General features: G+C 37.2%; 29 protein-coding genes. 7 read left to right on the forward strand and 22 right to left on the reverse strand.

The features are described 5' to 3' along the window. Window positions 1-33 precede the first annotated feature (33 nt). The 5 genes from AC1D0Y_RS11920 to AC1D0Y_RS11940 all read right to left on the reverse strand — a co-directional run bounded on the left by AC1D0Y_RS11920 (window position 34) and on the right by AC1D0Y_RS11940 (window position 6,011). Window positions 34-930: a GH25 family lysozyme gene (locus AC1D0Y_RS11920; RefSeq protein WP_477707595.1), complete on the reverse strand. Its 897-nt coding sequence runs from the start codon at window positions 928-930 to the stop codon at window positions 34-36. A 46-nt stretch (window positions 931-976) separates the two neighbouring features. Continuing rightward, window positions 977-1,195, reverse strand: coding sequence for a hypothetical protein (locus AC1D0Y_RS11925; RefSeq protein WP_102194846.1), 219 nt, complete (start codon window positions 1,193-1,195; stop codon window positions 977-979). A gap of 183 nt (window positions 1,196-1,378) precedes the next feature. Then, on the reverse strand, window positions 1,379-2,758 hold the full coding sequence (gene fumC, locus AC1D0Y_RS11930; RefSeq protein ID WP_477707596.1) for a class II fumarate hydratase: 1,380 nt from the start codon (window positions 2,756-2,758) through the stop codon (window positions 1,379-1,381). Between the two features lie 223 nt (window positions 2,759-2,981). Next, window positions 2,982-5,333: an immune inhibitor A domain-containing protein gene (locus tag AC1D0Y_RS11935; RefSeq protein ID WP_060745668.1), complete on the reverse strand. Its 2,352-nt coding sequence runs from the start codon at window positions 5,331-5,333 to the stop codon at window positions 2,982-2,984. A 381-nt stretch (window positions 5,334-5,714) separates the two neighbouring features. Next, window positions 5,715-6,011, reverse strand: a complete 297-nt coding sequence (locus AC1D0Y_RS11940) for a hypothetical protein (RefSeq protein ID WP_060745669.1) — start codon at window positions 6,009-6,011, stop codon at window positions 5,715-5,717. Window positions 6,012-6,244: 233 nt separating this feature from the next. Between AC1D0Y_RS11940 and AC1D0Y_RS11945 the strand changes: the two genes are divergently transcribed. Continuing rightward, window positions 6,245-6,838 carry an exonuclease domain-containing protein gene (locus AC1D0Y_RS11945; RefSeq protein WP_028408562.1) on the forward strand — a complete coding sequence of 198 codons (594 nt, stop codon included), beginning with the start codon at window positions 6,245-6,247 and terminating at the stop codon, window positions 6,836-6,838. A gap of 234 nt (window positions 6,839-7,072) precedes the next feature. Here the strand turns inward: AC1D0Y_RS11945 and AC1D0Y_RS11950 are convergent, their stop codons facing one another. The 4 genes from AC1D0Y_RS11950 to AC1D0Y_RS11965 form a co-directional block, all read right to left on the reverse strand. Further along, a complete protein-coding gene (locus AC1D0Y_RS11950; RefSeq protein ID WP_081085234.1) occupies window positions 7,073-7,240 on the reverse strand; it encodes a Fur-regulated basic protein FbpA in 168 nt (55 codons plus the stop codon). Window positions 7,241-7,466: 226 nt separating this feature from the next. Then, window positions 7,467-8,960 (reverse strand): sodium:solute symporter family protein, encoded by a 1,494-nt coding sequence (locus AC1D0Y_RS11955; RefSeq protein WP_060745670.1) that lies wholly within the window; start codon window positions 8,958-8,960, stop codon window positions 7,467-7,469. Next, window positions 8,960-9,157 carry a DUF3311 domain-containing protein gene (locus AC1D0Y_RS11960; RefSeq protein WP_013083119.1) on the reverse strand — a complete coding sequence of 66 codons (198 nt, stop codon included), beginning with the start codon at window positions 9,155-9,157 and terminating at the stop codon, window positions 8,960-8,962. The genes AC1D0Y_RS11955 and AC1D0Y_RS11960 overlap by 1 nt, the downstream gene beginning before the upstream one ends. Window positions 9,158-9,449: 292 nt before the next feature. After that, window positions 9,450-10,301: an STAS domain-containing protein gene (locus tag AC1D0Y_RS11965; protein ID WP_028408564.1), complete on the reverse strand. Its 852-nt coding sequence runs from the start codon at window positions 10,299-10,301 to the stop codon at window positions 9,450-9,452. 234 nt (window positions 10,302-10,535) lie between these two features. On the opposite strand from AC1D0Y_RS11965, the gene AC1D0Y_RS11970 reads away from it, so the two are divergent. Further along, a complete protein-coding gene (locus AC1D0Y_RS11970; RefSeq protein ID WP_013083117.1) occupies window positions 10,536-11,042 on the forward strand; it encodes a PCYCGC motif-containing (lipo)protein in 507 nt (168 codons plus the stop codon). A 150-nt stretch (window positions 11,043-11,192) separates the two neighbouring features. Here AC1D0Y_RS11970 and AC1D0Y_RS11975 read toward each other — a convergent pair whose 3' ends face one another. Then, entirely contained in the window at window positions 11,193-12,170 is a 978-nt protein-coding gene (locus tag AC1D0Y_RS11975) for a ring-cleaving dioxygenase (protein ID WP_060745671.1), read from the reverse strand. Window positions 12,171-12,416: 246 nt separating this feature from the next. Next, window positions 12,417-12,977 (reverse strand): maltose acetyltransferase domain-containing protein, encoded by a 561-nt coding sequence (locus AC1D0Y_RS11980; protein WP_060745672.1) that lies wholly within the window; start codon window positions 12,975-12,977, stop codon window positions 12,417-12,419. Window positions 12,978-13,213: 236 nt separating this feature from the next. On the opposite strand from AC1D0Y_RS11980, the gene AC1D0Y_RS11985 reads away from it, so the two are divergent. Then, window positions 13,214-13,570: a hypothetical protein gene (locus AC1D0Y_RS11985; protein ID WP_057243646.1), complete on the forward strand. Its 357-nt coding sequence runs from the start codon at window positions 13,214-13,216 to the stop codon at window positions 13,568-13,570. Window positions 13,571-13,577: 7 nt separating this feature from the next. After that, window positions 13,578-14,111, forward strand: coding sequence for a PIN domain-containing protein (locus AC1D0Y_RS11990; RefSeq protein WP_043982419.1), 534 nt, complete (start codon window positions 13,578-13,580; stop codon window positions 14,109-14,111). A gap of 41 nt (window positions 14,112-14,152) precedes the next feature. Here the strand turns inward: AC1D0Y_RS11990 and AC1D0Y_RS11995 are convergent, their stop codons facing one another. From AC1D0Y_RS11995 to AC1D0Y_RS12010, 4 genes are all read right to left on the reverse strand, one after another. Further along, complete coding sequence (locus tag AC1D0Y_RS11995) at window positions 14,153-14,437, reverse strand: hypothetical protein (protein WP_060745673.1); 285 nt, start codon at window positions 14,435-14,437, stop codon at window positions 14,153-14,155. A gap of 43 nt (window positions 14,438-14,480) precedes the next feature. Further along, window positions 14,481-15,374 carry a helix-turn-helix domain-containing protein gene (locus tag AC1D0Y_RS12000; protein WP_025752359.1) on the reverse strand — a complete coding sequence of 298 codons (894 nt, stop codon included), beginning with the start codon at window positions 15,372-15,374 and terminating at the stop codon, window positions 14,481-14,483. Between the two features lie 149 nt (window positions 15,375-15,523). Next, window positions 15,524-16,204: a hypothetical protein gene (locus AC1D0Y_RS12005; RefSeq protein ID WP_060745674.1), complete on the reverse strand. Its 681-nt coding sequence runs from the start codon at window positions 16,202-16,204 to the stop codon at window positions 15,524-15,526. A 578-nt stretch (window positions 16,205-16,782) separates the two neighbouring features. Beyond that, window positions 16,783-17,715: an alpha/beta hydrolase gene (locus AC1D0Y_RS12010; RefSeq protein ID WP_102812695.1), complete on the reverse strand. Its 933-nt coding sequence runs from the start codon at window positions 17,713-17,715 to the stop codon at window positions 16,783-16,785. Window positions 17,716-17,915: 200 nt separating this feature from the next. Between AC1D0Y_RS12010 and AC1D0Y_RS12015 the strand changes: the two genes are divergently transcribed. Beyond that, window positions 17,916-18,191, forward strand: coding sequence for a hypothetical protein (locus AC1D0Y_RS12015; RefSeq protein ID WP_025752355.1), 276 nt, complete (start codon window positions 17,916-17,918; stop codon window positions 18,189-18,191). A 45-nt stretch (window positions 18,192-18,236) separates the two neighbouring features. On the opposite strand, the gene AC1D0Y_RS12020 is transcribed toward AC1D0Y_RS12015, so the two are convergent. From AC1D0Y_RS12020 to AC1D0Y_RS12030, 3 genes are all read right to left on the reverse strand, one after another. Next, on the reverse strand, window positions 18,237-19,085 hold the full coding sequence (locus tag AC1D0Y_RS12020; RefSeq protein ID WP_028408571.1) for a YihY/virulence factor BrkB family protein: 849 nt from the start codon (window positions 19,083-19,085) through the stop codon (window positions 18,237-18,239). A gap of 189 nt (window positions 19,086-19,274) precedes the next feature. Beyond that, window positions 19,275-19,478 (reverse strand): alpha/beta-type small acid-soluble spore protein, encoded by a 204-nt coding sequence (locus AC1D0Y_RS12025; protein ID WP_013056997.1) that lies wholly within the window; start codon window positions 19,476-19,478, stop codon window positions 19,275-19,277. A gap of 126 nt (window positions 19,479-19,604) precedes the next feature. Then, complete coding sequence (locus AC1D0Y_RS12030) at window positions 19,605-20,465, reverse strand: dimethylarginine dimethylaminohydrolase family protein (protein ID WP_477707597.1); 861 nt, start codon at window positions 20,463-20,465, stop codon at window positions 19,605-19,607. Between the two features lie 207 nt (window positions 20,466-20,672). Between AC1D0Y_RS12030 and AC1D0Y_RS12035 the strand changes: the two genes are divergently transcribed. Further along, window positions 20,673-22,844, forward strand: a complete 2,172-nt coding sequence (locus tag AC1D0Y_RS12035; protein WP_342839560.1) for an MMPL family transporter — start codon at window positions 20,673-20,675, stop codon at window positions 22,842-22,844. A 45-nt stretch (window positions 22,845-22,889) separates the two neighbouring features. Here the strand turns inward: AC1D0Y_RS12035 and AC1D0Y_RS12040 are convergent, their stop codons facing one another. Both AC1D0Y_RS12040 and AC1D0Y_RS12045 read right to left on the reverse strand, forming a co-directional pair. Beyond that, a complete protein-coding gene (locus AC1D0Y_RS12040; RefSeq protein WP_013056994.1) occupies window positions 22,890-23,189 on the reverse strand; it encodes a YxcD family protein in 300 nt (99 codons plus the stop codon). Further along, window positions 23,177-23,632 carry a hypothetical protein gene (locus AC1D0Y_RS12045; protein WP_013056993.1) on the reverse strand — a complete coding sequence of 152 codons (456 nt, stop codon included), beginning with the start codon at window positions 23,630-23,632 and terminating at the stop codon, window positions 23,177-23,179. Before AC1D0Y_RS12045 ends, AC1D0Y_RS12040 begins: the two co-directional genes overlap by 13 nt. A 578-nt stretch (window positions 23,633-24,210) precedes the next feature. Between AC1D0Y_RS12045 and AC1D0Y_RS12050 the strand changes: the two genes are divergently transcribed. Then, window positions 24,211-24,816, forward strand: coding sequence for an RraA family protein (locus AC1D0Y_RS12050; protein WP_028408574.1), 606 nt, complete (start codon window positions 24,211-24,213; stop codon window positions 24,814-24,816). 22 nt (window positions 24,817-24,838) lie between these two features. Here AC1D0Y_RS12050 and AC1D0Y_RS12055 read toward each other — a convergent pair whose 3' ends face one another. Together AC1D0Y_RS12055 and AC1D0Y_RS12060 are read right to left on the reverse strand one after the other, a co-directional pair. Then, complete coding sequence (locus AC1D0Y_RS12055) at window positions 24,839-25,201, reverse strand: VOC family protein (protein WP_477707598.1); 363 nt, start codon at window positions 25,199-25,201, stop codon at window positions 24,839-24,841. Between the two features lie 38 nt (window positions 25,202-25,239). After that, on the reverse strand, window positions 25,240-25,437 hold the full coding sequence (locus AC1D0Y_RS12060; protein WP_013056990.1) for a cold-shock protein: 198 nt from the start codon (window positions 25,435-25,437) through the stop codon (window positions 25,240-25,242). Window positions 25,438-25,528: the final 91 nt, after the last annotated feature.

Genomic DNA, 25,528 nt, shown 5'->3' on the forward strand with positions numbered 1-25,528 from the left:
TCTTACAGTAACTTTTCCCTATCTGGTAATCTCTCAAACCAGATTATTCAGATTATTCACTTCTTTAACAAGACGGGCCAGTGTGTCCGCTCCTGCTATCCCATCCGAAAAAAGGCCATATCGATTCTGGAATTTTTTCACTGCAGCGATTAATTCATCTCCATAGAAACCGTCTGCTCCAAACTTTGGAAGAGAAAATCCTAGCGCAAGTAAGTTTTGCTGAATTTGTTTGACTCCTAACCCTCTATCACCTTTGGAATAGACAAAGGGTCCGTTTGTATTATTCGTCATAGAGAGATTTGTTGTGACTTCTTTAAAAAATGAGCAGTCCATTTCATTTATATCCACATTTGTAGAAATTCCTTTTACTCTGCCAGAATCCGTATATTGAAACATGGCCCATCGCTGCCACTGACTTAGCTCACCAGGGTGCTGCATACCGCCTTGTCTGTTGGCTGCACTATATCTTGCTACCCACAAAGGATACTTACTTATTTCGTTTGTAAAAAAAGTTTTAGCGAAATGATAATTCGTATATACGATAGGCTTAATCCCTGTTGTTTTGTGAACATGCTCAAGCCAGCTTACGGCAAAGCGAGAAACAAATTCTTTGGTTTTTTTCTTATCTTCTTCTAGATCCAAACACGGTGGAAGGTCTAGTTTCATTTGTCCAAGCTGAGCAATAAAAAAAGTAGCTTCTTTCTCCGGGCTATTTGTACAGTGAGCATAATGATAAAACCCTACTCTCAAGCCCGCATTTTTAGCACCTATATAATTTTCATAGGATCTAGGGTCTACAAAAGTTCCGCCTTCTGTTAACTTTATATACACCCCTTTTACTGCGGTGTTTTTTATTTCTTTCCAATTAATGATTCCTTGATGATGAGAAACGTCGAGAATAATAGGATTATTTGAATGTCGCCTTTGCATAGTTTTCACCTCTTTTGCTAGCTTCCTTATGTATACGACGAATCTCTCAAAACCCCTGTTTTTCCGGATCTTGATATTCTTTTATAACGATGTGTAAAACGTTGCTCATTTGAATCGCTAAATAAGCTTCGTGTTTTTTGTCATAATAACGATACCATCCTTGCGTATGAATAATAGATTCCTCAAGCTTTTTTACATTTTCTGATTCAACCAATGTACTGATTGATTTTTCATTTCCAAAATAAAACTTCACTTCGTACGTCACTTGAATTCCCTCCTTTATAAAAATGTAAATACCCTAATCGTATGTACTTGAATCTAGTATAAGGCAGTGTAAAATCTGTTTAGTCCGCAATTTCTTTTTGTGTGTTTATTTAGAACAATGTTTATTTTATTAATATTTATTAAAAAGAAGCCAAGCATTCTGAGCTGCTTGGCTTCTTTTTTTTTATTTTGATGGATGAATCATATTAGCGGGATTTACCCATTGCTCAAATTGTTCTTCTGTCAGAAGGCCTGTTTTGACCGCTGCTTCTTTTAATGTCGTTCCTTCTTGATGAGCCAGTTTGGCGATTTTAGCCGCATTTTCATACCCTATGTGCGGATTTAATGCTGTTACAAGCATAAGAGAATTTTCTAGATTATGCTGAATCTTTTCTTTGTTGGGTTCAATTCCTACTGCGCATTTATCGTTAAAAGCCTGCATGGAATCTGTCAGCAATCTAACTGATTGTAAAAAATTATAAATAATAACCGGCTTAAATACATTTAATTCAAAGTTTCCTTGACTAGCCGCAATGCCAATCGTCACATCATTCCCAAGCACTTGTGCAGAAACCATTGTTAGAGCTTCACTTTGTGTTGGATTTACTTTTCCAGGCATAATAGAGCTTCCTGGTTCGTTAGCAGGAATCGTAATTTCGCCTAGCCCGCTACGAGGACCGCTTGCCAGCCAGCGTACGTCATTGGCGATTTTCATTAAGTCAGCTGCTAAGGCTTTGAGTGCACCGTGGGCATAAACCAATTGATCGTGACTTGTTAATGCATGAAATTTATTAGGTGCTGAGATAAATGTTTTTCCAAGCGTGCTGCTGATTTCTTTCGCTACTTCATCGCCGAAGTCAGGATGTGCATTTATCCCCGTCCCAACAGCTGTACCGCCAATAGCTAGCTCCTTCATATACTCTACGCTTTGTTTAATCATTTCTTCATTCTTTTCGAGCATATGATGCCATCCGCTAATTTCTTGTCCTAGTGTTAGCGGTGTAGCATCTTGTAAATGGGTTCTTCCTATTTTAATAATATCTTTAAACTGCTCTTGCTTCGCAGCGAACGTTTTTTTTAATGTTTTTAGAGCAGGCAATAATTGATCTTCAACTTCTAGTACAGCTGCAATATGAAGAGCTGTAGGAAAAGTATCGTTAGAGCTTTGTGACATATTGACATCATCATTTGGATGGAGCGTTTCGTCGCCATTTATTAGCTGGTTTCCCCGGTGAGAAATCACTTCATTTACATTCATGTTTGATTGCGTTCCGCTTCCTGTCTGCCATACCACTAAAGGAAAATGTTCATTCCATTTCCCTTCAATAATTTCGTTAGCAGCTTGTACGATGGCTTCCGATTTCCCTGCTGATAGTTTGCCTAGTTTATGATTACTAATAGCCGCACTTTTCTTCAAAACCGCAAAAGCGCGTATTACTTCAATCGGCATTTTTTCAATCCCTATTGGAAAATTTTCTTTACTTCTTTGCGTTTGCGCTCCCCATAGTTTATCTTTTGCCACTTTGATTTCTCCAATTGAATCTCTTTCGATACGATAGCTCATAGTTAGAACTCCTTTTCAATATTTTCTTTACCTATTAGTATTGATTATATGGATGAATTTCATGACATAATAACAATTATTCACTGTTGAAAATTCCCTTTATTTTATTTTTTAAACGGTATTAAGCACTTTGATTATTTAGCTCATAGTTTATTTTGATTTCCTAACATAAAAAAAGATCCGAAGAATATGCTCTTCAGATCTTTTTTGAATAAGTCTAATTTCACTTATGAATCCATACAGCACCAGCTGAATTGTCTTTTGCTTCACCAATTACGTCTAATTTTAATCCGTTTTGAGGAAGCAAGCGGCCTGCATCTTTAATTCTTTCATCTAAATACGATTTTTTGTCGTTGAAGCTTGTAACTCCATTTGATCCTTTAGATGAAATAGTTCCCCATGTTTTATGGGAATATGACCAAGCAGGTGATTTATCAAATGAGAACGCCGCGTCTGCAATTTGATATCGGCTTGAATTTGCTGTCGTGCTAATCCCATTTACATTAAAGTAAAGAACTTTATGAGCATGGGAATCAACTACGCCAAGGAATCCTTCACCTGGGTGCTGTCCTACCCAGTTATCAAGGTAGCTTTCATCTGCGTACCAAAGCAGCATGCCTGTATTATATTTTGCACCTCGCGCGAATTGAAGTGCTTTATCGCTGCCTGCATAGTTTCTCCACTCAAGGTAATAATAGTTGTCTTTATAGCTGATGCCGTTTGTCTTTTCAAATCCATCTAACGTTACTTTTGGCGCTCCTTCAGCATCGTCCGTAAATACCGTTTTTCCATCTACTACTAAACTGGCATTATCAAGAGCAAATCCTTGAAGGGCAAGTCCGCCGTCCGTTACGTATTCAAATTGAAGCTTGATTTTTTTACCTTTAAATTGCGTTAAGTCATAGCTTTTATCTTCCCATTTTCCGCCGGAAGTTTCAGCAGAACCATCTGCATTGTTCGCTTTATCACCAATTGTATCTAACAGAACTTTTGAGCCGTCAGGAAGAATTGCATTTACATATAAGTAATCGTATTCTGCCTCTACTTCATAGAACGCTTTGTAATTGAATTTAGCTGTTTGAGCTGCTGTTAAATCAAACTCTGGCGTCGTCATTGTCGTATGCAGATCGTCTCCGCGTTTACTGTAGTAGTAGTTGCTTCCAAACTCAGGCTTAATCCCTTGAACAGCTTTTTTAGGTAAATTAATCTTTACAATACCCGGGCGTTTAGATTTTGTCACGCTTTGATCAACCACGCTCACAGAGCCCGATTTTGTAATGTTTTTGCTGTCGATTTGTTGAATATTTGCCCAGTTTCCACCCATATTTGCTTGGAAAAACTCTTTATTTTGCGGGGAGAAACTTGTCGGTTCTGTTCCAGCTACTTCACCAGCCCAGCTCCCTCCGCTCATAATTGACCAAACGCCTACCGGCTCACCTTGCCCCGTATACTGTGTGTCATACTCATCCGGCAAACCTAAATCATGGCCAAATTCATGAGCAAAAACGCCAACTGCTCCGTCTTCTGGTTCAATTGTATAATCATAAGCAGCCATATTTGTTCCAGGAACTTTATACACTTGTCCCAAAGTAGAGCGATGAGACCAGATAGCATCGTTTCCTAGTTTACCTCCACCTGCTTCTTGCCCAGTTCCAGCATGAATGACCATTAAGTGGTCCACTATGCCGTCAGGCTCATTGCGGTTGCCGTCTCCATCGATATCATATTGATCGAACTGATCATAATCTGAAAGGTTAATGCCGCTTTTTGCTGCTGCAGCAAGCGCTTCTTTTACAAGATTACGAGGCCCTTTAGATCCAGGTGCATTATCGTTTCCTCCCGCTGGATTGTCTGCTCCGTATTCTTTTGCGTTTCCAGGTACAGTTAACCAGTCAGAAACCGTTCCATCTACTGTGTAACTACCTCCAGACTGTTCTTCATAATATTGTTTAAATGTTTTAATTTTCTTACCGTTAAATAACGTAAAGTCTTTCTTTCCAAACATTAATTGCTGATAGTGATTTCGATTAAAATCTTTTGCATACATGTAACCAGGCTCTTGAACGACATTGTTATGCTTAAAGTCTGCGTATTCGACTAAAAGAACAAGAACTTTATCTTTTCTCACTTGTCCGTTATATTTGGCCTGAGCTGCAGGTTTAACGTTTACCCCGTTCCCCGAATTGTTTCCTTGAGACTTAATATTAGCAAATTCGCCTCGTTGAAACTTTTCTTTTTGTTTTGTTTGCATTTCTTTCGCTTTCAAATCAATTTTGCTAGCTTTATGTCCCTTCATGCTCTCTTTATGTGCATCTTTTTTGTTTATGTAAGAAGTAACGGCTTTCTTCACTTCTTGCGGTGTTGCACTTTGAGAAATAACTCCTTGGTTTTTCAGTGCGTTAGCCAATCTTTCTTCCGGTACTGTATTCATATCAATTGGTGAACTCGGAAGTTCTTCCGATTGTGCGGTTTTAGCTGAAGCAGTACTTCCATTCATAAGTACTGGCCCGACTCCGCTTAATGTAACAGTTGTGGCAAGAAAAGATGTCCCCAAAATCTTTTTCCAGCTTTTCAAGTAAACCCCTCCATTTTAGAATTTTCAAACTATTAGCAAGATTTATTTTATATTCTAAAACTAGGAAGGTCAACTACATTTTACTATATTATTAAAATTTTTTGATTCTAGTAGATAATGTAAAATAGTTTTATAGTATGTAACTAGTTTTCTTTGCCTGACAATTAAAATGTCTGATAAACCCTTATTACGTATGCAAATTCCATGCCAAATCGATGACCAAAACTAAAAATATATGAAGCGTATTTTTTTAGGAAATTAGAACCATCTTTTCCGTATTACTATTATATAAAAACAAAAAATTCCCCATTATGGATACAGAAAGATAAAAAAATCACTCCTCAGTAGACGAGAAGTGATAATTTCCTTATGCAAGTAAATTTAAGAATGTTCTTTTTGACGCTGCAGCAAGATATGATAGAGCGACATGCTCCAAAGAGACATATTACGCGCTGCGATTTCATAAGGCTTTTCATCAATTTTAAACAAGAAATCCCCTTCATAACTCACGGATTTCCCTTGCTTTTCTAGCTCTTGTTTAACAGCTTCAATCCATTCTACTGCATTCGTATAATGCTTGTTCAAACGAACTTTAATAGTTTGATTCCTGTAATGAATAAAAGATGTAATTCCCCAAAAAATTAAGATAAGAAAAAGTACCATATACAGCAATTGCATGATAACGTTCCCCTTCTTCCTTCATTTCATTATTTTCAATGAAGACTTAATTTAGATGAGTAAATATTACTATTCTCCTTTCCTATTGTCATCTCCTTTAAAAAAGCAAATTCCTTTTCTGTGTGGGCGTATAAAATGAATCCATGCACGTGCTCCCTCATCTTTTTTACTAACGTTTTCTTTTAAAAAATGATAAGCTAATAGAATGATAAATAGAAAGGGAGGGCGACTAGTTGTCAACTGAACAAGTGAAATTAGCAGCCGTTTTAGATGTTGAAACAACGGGATTAAGTGCGCAAACATGCGATATTATCGAACTAGCAATTGCTGTTGTTTCTTATGATTCTTCTACCGGAGAAATAATCGACATTGTAGAAGAATATGAAGAATTTAATATGCCTTCAACTCCCATTTTCCCGTATATTACAAACTTAACGGGAATTACAAATGAGATGGTCAAAAATAAAACATTAGACGATAAAAAAGTGGAATCGCTGTTAACTAGCGTTTCGGCTATCATCGCTCATAATGCTTCTTTCGATCGCAGCTTTCTTTTAAAACGCTATCCATCTTTATTTAACCAAAAATGGCACTGCTCTATGCGTGCTGTCAAATGGAAAGAGTACGGCTTTCCTAATAAAAAACTAACAACGCTTCTTGATCATCATAATATTGAGAGAGAGCACGCTCACAGAGCTATGGATGACGTGAAAGGAACCATTGATTTGCTAAGACAGCAAAATCCTAGCGGAGATCCCTATTTTTCTGAAGTATTAAAAAAAGCAATGAGCAAACCTAAAAAAACAGCGGCTTCCACTCGTTTTTAACTCAACAAAAAAAGCGCAGAAGCTGCGCTTTTTTTGTTTTTATTCGCATATTTCTTAAGTGTTGAGTTATATGTTTGAGGAGTATGATTGGAAACAGCGAGGCTGTAAACGCACCGGAAGAAAAAGAAAAGTGCCTGCTTTCAAGCAAAAAGCCGCGGAGGAACAAACTGAACAGCAGGTGTTTACACATATATACAAAATCAGCTGAATTTCTAATAATCTGGGAGATTTTAATTATATTTCTCTTACCTTTTGGTTTTGAAGATCGTGATGCGTTTGTTCTAGTTCACTTAAATTCAATTCGTACAAATGTCTCCCGTCTTCTGCTTTAAAGTAACCCGATTCAATAATTTGATTCATTAAAAGATCTTTCTTTTGCTCAAATGCTTTTTCAGATGTCATGTTATCATCTCCTTTTTTAGGTGAATATCTTTCATAGAAAAGACGTACACCGCTTGTGGCATACGTCTTGTTGCTTTTCACATTCGTTACCTATGTTTAAAAACAACGCAATCGTTACATTTTATCGAGAAGGCTGCTTATGTCTTGCAGCCATATTGAACATTTTGGTGATGCACTACTTTTATACCCTTCATGATGTTCTTAAAACGCAATTGGAAAAAGATTTTCACAAAATTTGTTTTCCATCTACTGCCCCGCTTTCAAAATGCGGCTGTGCGGCGATTTTTTTCGTTGCTAAACTGACCACCATTAATACAACTAAATTAATAAATAAAGAAATAACGCCGACGTTTGTATCTTTAATGATTTGTGGCAACGCAGGAAACAACGTGCCAAGCGTTGTTTCAGTAATCGTTATATACATCACAGACGCAATGCCGGCAACAATACCTGCACATGCCCCGTATTTAGTCACGATATTATTTTTCATTAAACTAAAAATAAAAGCAGGAAACAGCTGCGTCACAATGCTGTAGCCCATTAGTAAAAGCGTTACAATCGTATTCCCTCCATGAAGTGTAAAATAGACTGAAACAAGCGCAATGACCGGTACGAAGCATTTAGCCAGTATCGAAATTTGTTTTCCCGTCGCTGAAGGAACAAGAACGCCATAAACGTTTTTAGACAGTGACGTAGAAGCTGCCATCAAAAGCATCGATCCAGGCACAAGTGCTGTTAATAAACCAGCTGCGCCAATAAAGCCGACAATCCACGGATCAAATGTTTGAATGGAAAGACGAAGCAGTGACAAGTCTGCTTCTGCGCCTTGTAGTCCAGGTACCTGCATAAGAGCAGTAAACCCTACAAAAAAGACAAAAAGCAGCATTAACGTATAAATAGGACTTATAATAGAATTCTTTCGAAATACATTCTCGTTTTCAGCTGAATACGTTGCATTAAACGTATGCGGCCACATGTAAAATCCTAATACGGTCAGCATGACTGTAGAAATAAACCACGGAATACTTAGACCTGTCTTGGGAAGAGTGAGAAACGTTGGATTTGCTTGATGCACAGCCTCAAACATTGGCTGTAAGCCTCCGTAGTAATGAAACGGCATATATATTCCTAAAAATAAGACAACAATAAAAATCATGATATCTTTGACAATGGCCGTCCACGCGGAACCATGTATGCCTGATATCATTAAGTAAACCGTTAATGATATGGCACCAATCCAAATGGCTGCAGTTGAAGAGATAGACCCATAAGAAGCTTCAGATACAATAATACCTAAGCCTTTGAATTGTAAAATAATATAAGGAACAATTGCCAGCACCCCTGCGCATGAAACAACAATGCCAAGAAACGGGCTTCTGTATTTTGAAACAAAAAAATCCGGCTGAGACATAAGCTTATGCTGCTTCGCATACCGCCATATTTGCGGGCCAATCCAATACCCTAACACGTACGCTAAAGAAATATAGGCTAAAATATAAAACGCTGGTCCTCCTTTTCCATATGCCCAAGCGCTTCCACCTAGAAACGTAAAAGTAGTATAGATTTCACCCGCCATCAAAAAGAAGACAAAAACAGTTCCAAAACCTCTGCCACCTACGCTCCACTGTTCTAAATCCATTTTTTTGCCCCGCGTAGCTCGAATTCCAAGATAAATAGCTAAAAGTAAAAAACCAAAAATAATAATTAGAGCGGTATTCATTATTTATCTCCTCCTTTAACAGCAGGATCGAGCTTGTACACAATGCCCATAATAAACGACGTAAGGATTACCCACATAACAATCCAAAAGAGAAAAAAAGGCATTCCTAAAATAAATGGCGTTACTTTGTTAACAAAAGGCAATAAGCCTAATATTCCTACAAACGGAAGCAGGCAAAGAAGATAAATTATTTTCATAGAACTCCTCCTTAATCACACGGCTTATCAGTACTTATCTAAGACTTTAACTATCTCATTATGTACTTCTCTTATTCTTCTCTTTACACCTCCATTCTTGAGCTAAACGAGACGTTTGGCATAGAAAACCGCCGTTTATTTGTTCCTTAGTATCTTCCATTTGTCCCCATGTGAAAAGGAGTTTGTAAGGCATGCTTACAAGATTTTGAATGCAGAAGAATGTAGACAAACAAAAAGAAACGGAACTGAGAGCAAAAGTTTCAGTTCCGTTTCTTTTTAGCATTTCTATACTTTATTCTTCTTTTTTCTTTACACCAAGCGAAGAAAGAGCTTGTTTTAAATGTCCAAACGTTTCAATTTTATTAAAACTAATTCCTACATTAACAGCCGTCTGAGCCATGTCAGGACTCACTCCTGACATAATCGCATGGATGCCTAGCAGCTGCAAAATGTTAATTAAATCAAAAAATTTGTGCGCAACATACGTATCTACATAATTTACACCCGATAAGTCAATGACTAGATGTCTTATATGTTTTTCTGCACATCTTTTTGGAACAACCTCGATAATTGAATCACCTTTGATTTCATCAATAAGCCCTACTAAAGGCAAGACCGCGATGTGATCTACAATTGGAATGACAGGAAAACTCGTTTCGTCGATTAGCTCTTGCTGAAGACTTATTTTTTGCCTTGTGATTTTATAGTACTGTTCGGAGAATTCATTAAGGAGTTTATCAAATGTTGTATGATAAACTTCGCTCCAAGACAGTATATCTTCTTTTGTGATAGATGAATGTATCAGACTATATGTTTTGACATACGTCCAAATAATTTTTCTTGTTTTGCTTAGCGCTTCTACTACCTCGTAAATCGGCGTATCAAATTTAATTCTGCTGTTTACTACTTCCGTCGTCCATTTCACCATACGTTGTTTGAAAATCTCTTGATCGTCAAGAAAGCCGCTCGCAATTGTTTCGATCGTATAAAGATGCTGCTCACGCAGCTTTTTCTCAACTGAAGCATCTGCGTCCTTTGAGTAAATTGATCCTTTAATATTACTTCTTTGGCGCAGCCATTCTTCACTGATAGAGGCTGAATTTTCTAAAATATATTCAAAAAGTCGTTGATTTTGTTCACTCACTACTGTTTAACCTCCGTTCACTTTCTCCTTCTGTCCACTTACTTACAAAACGCACCTTATGATAAATTCATGCTTCATATTTTTTCCTCGTCCATCTCTATCATACACGATAACCGCTCTGCATACTTATAGAGAATTAGATATAAACAAGCAGGTGTTTGATTATCTACATAGATAAACTGCCGTGTATGATGCAGCTATCATTTATTTTCACATGAAAGGATGTTAATTGTATTGAAAAAATCAATTATTTTGTTGGGGATTCTCGCTACAAGTATTGGATTATCCGCTTGTTCAAACAATACAACAACTTCTTCTGCCACAAACTCTTCTGCACATTCAGGTCATGAACATCACAAAGCTGCAGTTGCTGATATTCGCGAAGAAACTCCGGGAGCAGACGTTTTACCACAGTTTTTAAAGAACCAGCCTAAAGATATGAAACTAGTTTATCTATCCGTTGCTAAAAATCGTGAACTACTTGAAAAAATCCCTTGCTACTGCGGATGTGGCATGGAAGCAAATCACAAAAACAGCTATGACTGCTTTATTTTTAAAAACAAAAGAAATGGAGCAGTTGTCTGGGATGATCATGGAACAAAATGCGGATTGTGTATAGAAATTGCAGCTAAAGCTATGCTCGACTATAACCGAGGCAAATCAATAAAAGATATCCGCAAAGACATCGACGAAAAATATAAAGAAGGCTATGCACAACCCACTCCTACTCCTTCCTTGTAGGACATTGGCAGTTTTTAAGCAAACATTCGCGATAGGTATATATAAAAGGAAAAGATATCAAAAACACATTCTTTTTTAGCGTTTTGAAAGCTGATTCATCTTTGAAAAAGCAAAAAAACACTCAAATAGCTATTTGAGTGTTTTTGTGTATTATTCTTTCATAAACTCTTTTGTACTTCTTACTGTATCAATCGGACGCACGAGCTTCTCAATTTCTGCACGTTTTGGCTCTAAAAAAGGAGGCAGTGATAATTTTTCTCCGAGCGTTTCGTAAGGTTCATCTCCCATAAATCCTGGTCCATCTGTCGCAAATTCAAATAAAATTTGCGGAGCCACTCTTGCATACAACGATTCAAAGAAGTGACGATTCACATAACCAGACGTATGGAAACCGAAGCTTGACATTCGATTAATCCACTCTTCAAGAGCTTGTCGATTTTCTACGCGAAAAGCAACGTGATGAACAGTTCCAAAACCTTGCTGAGCCTGCGGAAGTTTTTCATTGTGTTCTACTACTACTTGCGCACCGTTTCCTCCTTCTCCTACTTCGAATAGGTGAAGGTCTCCTTCTTGAGCAATCTCTTTAAATAAAAGGACTTTTTCCATCATTTCTTTAAAGTAATTAAACTCGGCAATACGAATAAAGATAGGACCAATTCCTGTAATAGCGTATTGAAGAGGGACAGGGCCTTTTTGCCAAGGAGTGCCTGATTCAACTCCTTGATTCCCTTCATCGGAAATTAACTGATACTGCTGATCATCAAAATCAACAAACGAAAGCGTCTTTTTCCCAAATAGCTCTTGAATCCCCGTATGATTTACTTCTAAGCGATCAAAGCGCTTTACCCAATAGTCTAAAGCCGCATCATTTGGAACGCGGAAAGATGTTTTTGAAATTTCATTTGTTCCGTGAAAACCTTTTGGAATACCTGGAAAATCAAAAAAAGTCATGTCCGTTCCGGCGCTGCCTTTATCATCTGCAAAAAACAAATGATACGTTTGAATATCATCTTGATTGACCGTTTTTTTAACTAAGCGCATGCCTAACACATATGTGAAAAATTCATAATTCTTTTCTGCACTGCTTGTAATAGCCGTTACGTGGTGTATTCCTTTTAAGTGGTTCATTCTACATTCCTCCGGACAAATCGTCTAGTTTATCATTCATTATTTATCTTTAATTTGAATATCTTTAATTAAAGATAATATACCATGATTAATTTTCCTTTGTCAATAAAGTATGGAGGATCTCGGAAGGAAATATGTATATTTTTACATTTAACCAAAACATTATAAATGAGGACGAGCCAAATCGGCAATAAAACATCGTATAAACAAAGAGCTTTTACAATTCAAAAGCTCTTTGTTTATTCTTTAATTTTCAATATGCTTGATTATAACTGCAGGATTGCCTCCGACTACCACGTTATCAGGAACATTTTTTGTCACAACGGCACCCGAAGCAATTACCGCATTGTTGCCTATTTTCACTCCAGGATTAATAACGGCTCTCCCCCCAATCCAGACGTTATTTCCTATTTCTACGCGTTTTCCAAACTCAGCTCCTGAAATTCTTTCAAGAGCATGCAAAGGATGAGTTGCTGTATAGATATGTACACCTGGTGCAAGAAAACAATTATCTCCTATTCTTATTTCACATACATCTAAAAGTACGCAATCAAAGTTAGCATAAAAATTTTCTCCAACATGAATGTTAGAACCGTAGTCACAGCGGAAAGCAGGCTCTATGCAAAGAGAATTTCCCGTAGACCCAAACAGTTCTTTTAATAAGTTTGTACGTCTTTCTTCTTCCCTTTCTGTTGTTTGGTTATAAAGCCTTGTTAATCTTCGAGCGTTTTCACGTTCTTTTATTAATTGCGGATCAGCGGAAAGGTATAATTCTCCATCAAGCATTTTTTGTTTTTCTGTTTTCATTTTGCATCCCCTTTTTTGTAGTTCCTTCTCTAACCGATACTGATTTATTCTCTTACACGATATCATGTTTTTAAAGCTTTGTCCGGTATTCGCTGAGATTATAACTCCCCCAGGCAAACATTAGTTAATTTAATAACTCCCGGAAGCTAATTTTTTAATCTTTTTATATAAAAGGAATAGTAAGAGAAAACTTCATCACATATACTATATAAATTTATATAAAAGGCAGGGATATCATGAAAGCACAGCGCTTGGTAGATGACCAAAAAGGAACATACAGCAAGGAAGTTCAGAAGCACTTTAACCTAAAAATAAATGGGAAAATTTACACACAGCCCTCGCCGCAATCACCTTCCTCACCCCCTATGCAGAAGAAAAATCTTAAATACAAACCTCAAAATAAAGTTCTACGCACGTACGATAAAAAAGATAAAACATTAAATGACACACAAGAAAAGCTCATAAAATCTGCAAAAACTAGATTAACTAAATATGAAAAGCTTCTATTAAGCAACCAGCTTTCAGAATCTGCGGCTCTTTACTCACCTTTTGGGTTAGAAGAGCTGGTACGAATGGCTAGTAGAGAGGAGTGAACGATTTGTGTTGGGTGAAAAAGTAATCATTGATACAAACATTTGGGCTTCACATGCGCTTAATTATCCAGAAGTTGTAGAATATATTAATGAACTTATTTCAAATAATGCGGAATTTTTAATGCCTACCGTTGTACAAATGGAACTTCTGTCGCATTGGGAAGTAGAAACAAATCCTCAAGTCAAAGCAGTAAAAAATCATTATATTTACGATATGACAGATAAGATTGTGGACGTTACAAGTGAAATTGCGCAGCTAGCAGCTCAAATTCGCAGAAAAGCTAAAATAGAATCCAATAAAAAAATTAAAGGCCCAGATGCGATGATTGCCGCATCTGCTTTTATACATAATGCAAAACTGATTTCTAACAATAATAAAGATTTTGCTTGGATTACATTTAATTTCAGCTACCGGGGTCAACCATTATCTTATGTAAATCCTATTAAAGATACGATTGCTTATGCTTCTTTTATTAAAAGCTTTGAACACCCCACCCTTCCCGATGCTGATAACTTACAAGAAAACGAGAAGGAAAGCTAATTTGTTTTTATTTTCAAAATACTCCTTGTCTCCCGCCTTTTTCAAATTAAAAGTTTGATGAGTACATACTCCAATTCTTTCTGTAGTGAATACAGTAAAAAGCATAAAAACTTAGGCGGTGAAAAGAGTGAATTATCAATATTACCCGGAACAACCTTTAGAAGAGTATCAATATGGCTATGATTATTATTCAAATCCCCAAGAAGCTGACGAAAGATTCCCTTATGGTTATTATCCATATCCTCGCCCTCGGCCATTTTATCCTTACCCTTATCCTCGTCCCATTTATTATCACCCCCCTTATTTTTACCCTCGCCCTCGGCCATTTTACCCACACCCAGTGTATTGGAGATAAAAAAAGAAGAGCGATCAGCTCTTCTTTTTTGTTTCTTGATATTTAGACATCTCTTCTTGAATAATGGTCACAAACGCTTCATTTTGTTCAATTTCAAAAACGGTAATAGCTTTTTCTAGGTAGGCTATTCCTTCTTTAAGCTCATCAAGCTGACAGAGTGCTTCTCCAATTTGATAGTGCAGTTCTCCTAATAAATAAAGCGTCTCATGCTGAATACACAGCTCTAGTCCTGCTTGTGCATATTTAACCGACTTTTCATAACGTTCCATTTGCAAAAGCGCACGTGATAATCCATATAAAATTCGAATTTTAACAAGAGGATCTTTTAACTTAGGAAGCAAAGCAATATGCTGCAATCCTTCCATAAACGTACTGAACGCTTTTTTTAAATGACCTTCTTCTTCATAAATAATAGCAATACTATTTAAAATAGCAATCTCTTTTTCTGAATAAAACTGTTCGCTCGTACGCGTGAACGCAATAGCTTTTTCCAATTTACGAAGCGCTTGTTCAAATTTATTTCCAATATAATAATCACATATGGCTTCGTGCCATAGGAAAAATTGTGCATGAAAAGGATCTTGAAACATAGGATTATCTTTTTCTTTGTTCACCATATGTAACACGGTTTCATAATCGCGTTTTCGTATATAATGCCTAATGGTCGATTTAATTTCTTTTGAATAATCGTTGGGCGTTAGCTCTCCTGCTTCAAAGAAATAATTCATCGGAACCCCTAAGCGTTTCGATAAATGATAGAGAACTTCACTGCTTGCATGAATTTCACCTTGTTCAAATCGATGTAGCTCTTCTTCAGTACAAATTCCTTCTGATAACTCGACAGTTGTCATTTCCGCAATCTTTCGCAGATCTTGAATCAGCTGACCTACTTGTTTTTTATCATTCAAAAAATCACCTTACTTAATGTCGTCAATAAACTCTGTGAAAACAACGTTCCATTATGTTTTTATAAGTCTATTGTACCATTTAGGTAGTTTTTTTATCAATAGAATATAGCAAAATTATTCCAAAGGAAATTCTTGAAATTATAATTGAATTACTCTATAATCTCTCCATTATCATCATACTGAATATCTTCATTCAAATCTCCTAGATTATCCTCTTGCCATTGTTTCTGTTCTTCTGGTGTCATCTCAGCCCACTCAGTTTGACTATCCACCCACGGATCACCAGTCCATTTAGGCGTTTCACCTTCTTTAAGACTAGCTCTTTCCTCTTCTGCACGTTTCCTGTAGTATTCTTCTGATTGAGTATCTTCTTGTGCAGCCTCAGCATTTAATTCCGCTTCTATCTCAGCTTCTTCAGCCCATGTTTCAGCCTGATTAGCTTCATAATTATCAATTGTTTCTTGACTAACTGGAGATTCTTCCTGCTTATTTTGTTCTTCCTGTTGAGCTACTGCAGGCTGTTTTCCAGCAATCTTTTGTTGTTTTTGTTGCTCAGCTACTTCCGCTTCTTCTCTCGCTTTCTGCTCTGCTAACTCTTTAGCTTTTTTTTCTTTTTCAACTTTTACACTATACCCACGTAAATCTTTCTGTTCGTTTTGAATTTGCTGAGACTCAGACTTTTTATCTAAATCTTTGCCTTCAGACTTCTTTTTAGGTGCTTCAGCTACACTTTTCTTCTCTAGTAAATCATTTTCCCTCTTATAACTGTCACAAGCACCCATAGTCAAACTCAGTGACAGCAAAGCAGTACCAATTAGCAACTTTTTCACAAAATTCTCCCCTTTTGTTTAATTGAAGCCACAACCAGTAGTACCTTAAATTTCTTTTTATATAGTGTTACTTTAAACTGATAAACCAAGTTGGCTGATTACTTTTTCTACGTTCATAATTAGTTGGTTGGGTCTGCAACTATTGTTCATTACGTTTATGACATATTTCAGGAAGCTCAAGCTTAAACCCTACAATTGCTCTATCACAGTACTCAGCCCTTCAACGAGTAAATAATACCACTAAATAGGTTATTTTTGTTATTTTTTCAATTATATTTCTTTTTTATTTCCCAATAAATTTCTGTTAAAATTGCTAATATTACCCATATCTTCTTCTCTATAATCCATTATCATACTTTCCATAACCTCAAGAATTTCTTTTCTTCTTTTTCAGTTTGTTCTAGCATGGATAAAGCACTTAAGTTAGCTGACGTTTTGAATGTTAAAATGGATGAATTATATGAGAAAATTGAAAAGTAAAAAAGCCCAATCCAATTAAGGAAAGAACTTTTTAACTTTTACTATATTTTTAGTATTTTTTTAATTAAATATTTTATGACACTATATATCTTTGCGCCTTAAATAGAATCAAATACCTGACGCAGTTGAGCTGCGCTTTTATTGATCGCCTGCTGAGCGAGTGGGACGAATTCATGAAACCCTAAAAACCCGTGAATCATTGTTTCATAATTTTCATAGGTGACGGGGACACCGTGATTTTTTAATGCGTCCGCGTAGTCTTTTCCGCTATCTCTTAAAGGATCATATTGTGCTGTAATAATGGTAGCGCTGGGTAGACTCGATAAATCTTCTAGTAATACTGGAGCGTTATAGGGGTGCTGTTCTTCTTCTTTATTATTTAAGTACTGAAGGCGAAACCAATCCATGAGATCTTTTGAAAGAAGATATCCTTCGGCGTTTTCTTTCATAGAGGCAGGGTGTTGATTTTTAAATCCTACAGACGGATAAATAAGCAGCTGATGAACAATGGATGGACCTTGTCTTTGTTTTGCTAAAATGCTTACAACCGCAGCAAGGTTCCCACCGGCACTGTCGCCACCGACGGCAATTTTGTTTGAATCGATATTTAATTGAGACGCATGAGCTGAAATCCACTCCAAGGCGTCATAGGCATCGTTTATTGCAGCGGGAAATTTACTCTCAGGAGCAAGGCGGTAATCAACAGACACTACAATACAGTTTGTTTCATTTGCATACGACCTGCATATGGAGTCATGAGTATCCAGGCTGCCTAATACCCAGCCTCCTCCGTGATAATAAACAAGAGCGGGAAATGGCCCTGTTCCTTCAGGTTCATACACTCGTAGAGTGAGCGTACGTTCATTTAATTCAATTTCTTCATTATATACTTTTTTAACTGCTTCTTTAGAAGGAGTTAAGGACATCTTTTCCATTTCCCTCAGCTGTGGGGGTGTAACGTCCTCTAAAGAAGGACGGGGCATTTCATTATATTGATTTAGAAATATTTGAATATGCGGATCTAACGGCATTCTTCTTCTCTCTCCTTTCAAGGTAACTCTATATGTAATGATGAATGAAATTTCAGAAAAAATCCAATATATTGTCTTCTCGGCAGGCTTTTGTTTGTTTTGATTAAAAATGGGTATAACAATTAAATAAAGAGGATGATATTCGTATATATTTTATTCTCACCTATATAAATATAAATACGTACAAAGGAGGCACACCGATGATTATTGTTTATATAAGCTTAGCTGTTGTTTTGGCATCACTTGCGTATCTTATTTACGCAGGCGTATCATTTAATAAAAAAATCAAGCCAACTGTGAACTCTGTAAATGCCACTTCTCAGCATCTTCAAAACGAAACTGATCATATCAAAGAAAAAACAAATCATTTAAAAGTAACACAAGCAGCGATTAAAACCGATGTACAGTACAAAAAAGATTCGGTCAAATATACAGCCAACTCATTTAAACAGCTTGTGAATAGCTTTAAACGTTAAAAAAGGAAACCTCTATAAAGGTTTCCTTTTTTATTACATCTTTTATTACATCGCCTGAGACGTATCTTTAGGAGGCGCAGCCGTTTTGTTTCGGTGATAAATAGCGTTAATCTCTCCTCCAATAACGAGAATTAACCCTGTTAAAAATAGCCAAAGCATCAGAACAATCACGCCTCCTAAGCTTCCATAAGTAGCAGAATAATTGCCAAAGTTGCTTACGTAAAATGAGAACCCTAAAGATGTCAGCTGCCATAACAGCGTAGCAGCGAGCGCTCCGGGCCATACATGGGCAAAAGGAAACGTTTTGTTTGGCGCTAATCTGTATAATACGGATAAAACAAGTACCATAATGCCGACACCGATAATCCAGCGCAGAATATTTAAAACCACTGTTGTACCTGAAGGAAGAGAAAACCATTCGCTTATCCAATTTAACAAAACCCCTCCGAACACTGGTAAAAGAAGCGATACAATAATTGTTACAATTAATCCAATTGTTAAAAGAATGGACAAGCCTCTTACTTTAATAAACGAGCGCTGTTCTTTCACGTCGTAGGCTTGGTTCATTGCACGAATAAAGGCATTCATACCGTTTGAAGCAGACCAAATGGTTCCTAAAATCCCTACAGTCAGTAGCCCGCCGTTTGGTTGGCTTACAAATTGAGCTACGTTATCTTTAAAGATTGCAGCCGTTTCTCCCGGCATAACGCTTTGAAGGACATCGATTGCCTCTTCCGGTTTAATCGATAGATACGGAACAATCGATATCAGTAAAATAAGCATAGGGAATAATGATAGCATATAATAATAGGCTTGCTCAGCCGCTAGTCCTGTTGCTTGGTCTTCTTGAATTTCTTTACCAAGACTTTTTCCAAATGATAATAGCTTTTTCATGATAAACCTCTACTTTCTCTTTTTTTGTTCTTTTCCCATTTTATGCACTTTTCAACCTTGAAAGTGGAGAATTTCAAGCAAAATCTCAAATCAAACGATCAAGAGAAAGTAGAATGATGTTTCCTACACAAAAAAAGTTCCAGCTCAAAAGAGCCAGAACTTTTCATCAGATTGTTTATGTAGAGCAGACTAGCGAATGTGTCCTTGTGCACCACTTAATTGCTGTTGCGCCATTGCAACAAGATGCTTCGTCATTTCTCCACCAACAGAACCATTTGCACGAGCCGTTTGCTCAGCGCCAAGCTGAACGTTAAGTCTTCCCGCAATTTCTGTTTTTAACTGATCAAGAAGCTGTTCAGCACCTTGAACTAAAATAGGATTACGATTTGCCATGTTTATCACTCCTTTCCTTCAACAGCTTATATAGGTTAATGTTCCTTTCACTTGAAATTTTATACAACATCCCTCAAAAAAAGATCCCTGGCTATTGCCGAGATCTTTTTTTCTTTTTAAGCTTTTTTACACTCGTTCAAGAGGCATTGTGCAGCAGCGGAAAGAACCGCCCGACTTAATAATTTCAGATATATCAATTTCAATTACTTTATAGCCCCGTTTCCTTAACTCTTCATTCACTTCTGTATTCATTGGCAGGCTGATCACCCGCTGATTACCGATGGATAATACATTGGTTCCCATCGTAAACTGCTCTTCTTTTGTTACTTCAATTAAGTCATATTTCATGCGAAGTAAATTTAATTCTTTCTCATGTAAAGCTGGTGAAAATACGAGCGCTTCTGTAGGTGATAAAATATTTAACACACAATCAAGATGAAGATAAGACCGATCAATAGGAATCGGAACAACCTCATACGCTGGAAGCAGCTCTTGGATATGCTCCACGCCTTCTTTACTTGTACGGTCGCTGAGCGCAATAAAAATAGCTTGTCCATCAATCAGCACATCTCCACCTTCAATGGAATGGTCCGGTACCTGATGGAAATGAATACCTTGCTGCTGCAGCCACTCTGCTAGCACTTGTTCTTCTCCACTTCGAATCTCGCTTCCCATTTTCGTGACAATAACGGTATCTCCCAGCGTATAGCCAATATCCCGCGTAAATACTTGTTCTGGAAATGGCTCTTGTGCAGATAGCCCGATGACTTCAACCCCTTCTTTTTGAAGGCATTCGACAAATTGACGGTGCTGCTTTGAAGCCAAGCTTTCATCAATGTTTTCGTCCGCATAATGCTTTTGTGTTTCATTAATAATTTCTTCAATTTTCATATATGTAGGTGGGCAAACGACCACACGTTTTAATGTATCATACTCATTTTTACACCCGTAACTATTCGTCATTTTAGCTGGCTGTTTCATTTGCATCTTTTTAAATCCCCCTTCGTGCATTTATGTACAGTGTTCCCTAAACCTCCTGAAACATAAACACGATTTTGCTGAGGAAACACCTCTGTCCATCTATCTAAAAAGCTTTTTCTGGCAATAAAAACAAAAAAACACAATACTTCTTCTAATTACAATAACTGTTAGTATAAAATAGTCTAGTAACTGTACAAAAAATGGGAGGTTAATATGAATAAAGTAGCGAACGCATTATATGCGGGCAGAAAATTTTTATTAATACTGTGGATCATCCTAATTGTCGGATTTGGCTTTTATGCGGCTAAGCTTCCTTCTGTGCTGGGAGGAAACGGATTTGAAATGAAAGGAATGTATAAAGATACCGAGCAGCTTTTAGTTGATAAATTTGATGTTAGCGAAGCTCAGATCATCGTTTTGTTTGAAAAAAAAGACGGAGTTTCTGACTCGAAATTCCAGCAAACAATCGCTCAGTATATGCAAAAAGCAAAGGACAAATCAGACGCGTCGAAAGTTGACATACCAACGGCTTCTAACAAGATGATAAAAGGAAGCACAGCGTATGGAATTATCCACTTTAATCACGATGATGGAACGATGGATAAACGAGTGGAAAAGATCAGAACTCTTTCAGCTGATGAAAAAGAAGTTAGTGTAAAATTAACCGGTGGTCCTATTATTGAAAAAGATATGAATACAGCAAGCCAAGCAGATTTAGCAAAAGCAGAAGCCATCGGTATACCTGTTGCTTTAGTTGTGCTCCTTCTAGCTTTTGGCGGCGTGGTAGCCGCTGCAATTCCTCTTATGATAGGAATTGTAACCGTCGTTACCACCATGGGCTTTGTCTATTTCTTTCATCCGTACACAGAGCTGTCCATCTTTATTTTAAATGTGATTCCAATGATTGGATTAGCTCTTAGTATTGACTTTGCCCTTTTATTTATTAATCGCTTTAAAGAAGAAATCCAAACAAAATCGGTAGAACAAGCAATCAAAATCACCATTCAAACAGCGGGACGCTCGGTCATCTTCTCAGGATTATGCGTATTTATTGGATTAGCGGGAATGCTGTTTATCCAAGTGGATATTTTTCAAAACGTCGCTCTTGGAGGAATGGCTGTTGTTTTTATTGCTGTGTTTTCAGCTCTTACGCTGCTTCCTTCCATACTGGCTATATTAGGTACACGCATTAATCGTTTACGCATCTTAAAAGTCAGTGAACAAGGCGGTCAGTCTAGGTGGCGTTCATTCGCTACATTTGTCATGAAAAAGCCTGTAACTATGACGATTGTTTCTCTTATCATTCTGTTAGTAGCACTTATTCCCGTTCGAGACATGCATCTAGAAATACCGTCTTCAGAAGCGCTGCCAACAAAATACGAGTCTCGTCAAGCTTTTGACACGTATAACGATACATTTATAAATAAAAACACGGCAGACGTTTATTTTGTGCTAGAAGCTAAGCAAGATATGCTGAATAAAAAGCCTTTAACAAATGCCTTTACTTTTATAAAACAATTAAAAGAAGATTCGTTAGTTAAGCAAGTCGATTCTATTTCTACCGCTTTAAACGTAAAATCGAGTGATCAGCTTCAAGCTATGCTGGAAAACCCGCAGATAAGTGCGCAGGCAAAGCCAGCTGTAGATTCGTTCATTAACGGACATTATATGCTTATAAAAGCTACGCTAGATACAGACCAAAATTCAGATGAAGCAAAAGATTTTGTTCGAAAATGGAAAGACAAACGTTCACTTTTCACCGTTCATATTGGCGGCTATCCAAAATTTGAACAAGAAATATTCGATGAAATTTATGAAAAAGCTCCATATGGTTTGGCTCTTGTTTTATTTTCAACGTATGTCATTTTAATGATTGCTTTTCGTTCTGTTCTCATTCCTTTAAAGGCTATCATTATGAATATTTTAAGCTTAACAGCTACGTTTGGTTTACTTGTATGGCTGTTTCAAAATGGACATTTAGGTCTTACTCAATCTAATATTGCTTTAGTGCTGCCAGTCTTTGTTTTCGGCCTTGTATTTGGGCTCAGCATGGACTACGAAGTCTTTTTGATTTCACGCATTCACGAAGTGTATCATCAAACCCGCGATAATAATGTAGCAACGGTAGAAGGATTAGCTTCCACTAGTAAAATTATTACGAGCGCTGCTTTAATTATGATCGTGATTACAGGAGCCTTTGCTTTTACAGACGTAACGCCTGTTAAACAAATGGGTGTAGGAATTGCTTTAGCTATATTTATCGATGCAACAATTGTCAGAATGCTTCTTGTCCCTTCTCTTATGAAATTGCTTGGAGATGCCAACTGGTGGTTTTTCACTAAAAAACGCGATAAGTCCAGTTCCAACGAACAGTTAAAATCATAATAAAAAAAACCGCTCACTTGAGCGGTTTTTGCATTGAAGGCTTCTTTAACGACTTAATTTTGCAAAAGCGATAATGCCTTCTTCATCGTCTAATTCCAGTTCTAGTCCTGCTGCGTATGGGTCTACGTTCATTTCCGTATCCAGCCAAAAGCGCAGGGCTTCAATAATGTTCAAAGTAATATGAACCTGCTTACGATCATGTACGTATGACTCTGCTGAAAAACCGTAGTCATCATCATACATTAGCTCAATCTCTACTTCTTGAGGCTGAACTTGTTTTTTTTCTGCGATATACAAACACATCGCATTGATAATATCTTGTTCAGAAATTTTTATTGTCTCCAAGATTTCACTTCCTCGTTTTTACGCTTGTTGCTACGTACGCTTTGGAATAACTTTACTACAAGAAGAATTAAAGCTACAATCACAAGCATATTTACCATAAAGCCTAAAATTGGGCCTAATGGTCCTAAGCTAGATAGCAAGCTTCCGAATAATAAGCCCGCAATTCCTCCCATTAAAAGACCTTTCATTAAGCCGCCGCGCTTTGAGCTAGCCGCTGTACTTTTAGATGATGAGTTTTTAGACGTATTGTTTTGCTTAACAGAGTTGCTGTTATTGTTTTTAAATAAGCTTGATTGGTTATTGCTTCCGCTGTCAAAAGAGCGCTTTCCTGACTTATACCCTTTTGCGCTTGCTACGTTTGAACCGTCATGAATAAGTGATCCACCGACTGGTGAAAACACAACCGCTAATGCGATAAATGCGGCCAATAATTTTTTTACCATTGTTTTCCCTCCACTAAATGACTAACGTCACATATGTTTTTTCATATATGATTTCCATATATGTTCCTACGTTTCATCATACCAAAAGGTTTCACTTTTTTATATAAAAATGCATCAAGCTACATCAAATGTTCACAGGATTAAACATTTGCACGTATTTCTTGTGTATATAAGACCATTTAAGTATAAACCAGAGACCTTTATAAAACTAACAAAGGTCCTTCATCTTCATCAAGTGCAGCTTATTTTACACTTTCCCAAAAACATTATCTAAAGTAACTTTTGTAGAGTTCCTTGGTTTTTCCACTCCTTTAATAATGTCTTATAGGCTATGTGCTACCTTCACCTTTATTACTAATTAAAGGATATACGCGCTTATATGACGAATACCATACGAGAAACAGCGCCGCCTCAAAGATATAGTACAATGCATTTAAAATTGGCTCTGAAAGCTTCTAATGCTGTATGTTTGCAGTTAATTGATGGTCAATACTTCACGTTATCTGCGTGCTCTTTCATAAATAAGAGCTTTCTGTTATATGAATATAGATAGAATATAATCAAAAAGGAGAGATACGATGTTGAATGAACAGCTCCCATTATCAACAGCAAATTTATCAGATGCAATGGAAGGTGCAAACCACTTAGACTTTTCTATTAAGCCATTGCAGCGTCATTACAAACTATTTGGGCCAGCTCTTACCGTAGATACGCCTGCTGGCAATAATTACTCAGTGCTTGAAGCGATTCGACTAGCGGAGCCTGGAAGCGTGCTCGTCATTGATGGAAAAAGCTACTGCAACCGTGCCTTAGCAGGAGATTTCGTAGTAGCCATGGCGAAGCTTGTTGGAATAAGCGGTATTGTACTCGATGGTGTTATACGAGATCAGGAAGACATTGAAAAGCTCAATTTCCCCGTATTTTGCAAGGGCTCTACGATTGCAGCAAGCAGCAAAAAAGAAAAAGGAAAGGTAAACGAGATCATTTCCTGCGGAGGCGTGAAGATCCGTCCTGGGGATTTTATTGCAGGTGACGACGGTGGAGTCATTGTCATTCCTAAGGATGAAGCCGAAGAAGTATTAGCAAAAGCACGGGAAAAGTGGCAAAAAGATAAAGACAGAGAAAATGAAGTATTAGTTAGCAAAGAAACGGTATATACGTATTTAGATAACGCCCTAAAATAAAAGACCTCCGCTTGGAGGTCTTTTATTTGTCATATTGTAAAAATTCTAATCGATTTCCGAACGGGTCATGGACAAAAAAACGTTCTCTCCCTGCAATAGGCTCTTCTTCAAAAAGAACACACCCCGAATTTGCCAGCTTACGTCTAAGCGTCTTGATATCTTCCACGACAAAAGCTGGATGCGATTTTTTAGCAGGTATGTAGTCATCTTGAATACTGATATGCACTTCTTGAGTCCCACATTGAAACCATATGCCGCCCCTGTGCCTTAAATTTTCCGGCTTAAGAACAGTTTTCATTCCTAAAAGATTTTCATAAAAATTTCTTGCTTCTTGCTCGCATCCTTCTGGACCAAGAAGCTGAACATGATCAATTCCTAGAAACATCCACAAACCCCTTTCAAAAAACGTCTTCCTAAAAGTTATTAATCAATGACTCTAGGATTATGAATAACCTGCAGTTCTTTTACAGCTTGCTTCATTTCGCTTTTGCAAATTGGACAAGTTGGCTGATCTCCGCTTTTAAAGTTATCTCGAACCCAGCAATTACACGTATCTGATGTACATTCCCAAACTTTTGTTTCTTCAATAACAGCCGGCTCTAAATTTTTACGATTATACATACACATCGTCTCCTTTAAACAGTACTTTTTAAGTGGATAATAAATGAAGATTAACTTAGCGTGTAAATGTGGTAAATGGCGCAAGATAAAG

This window comes from Priestia sp. P1_B12_1 (assembly GCF_056406695.1).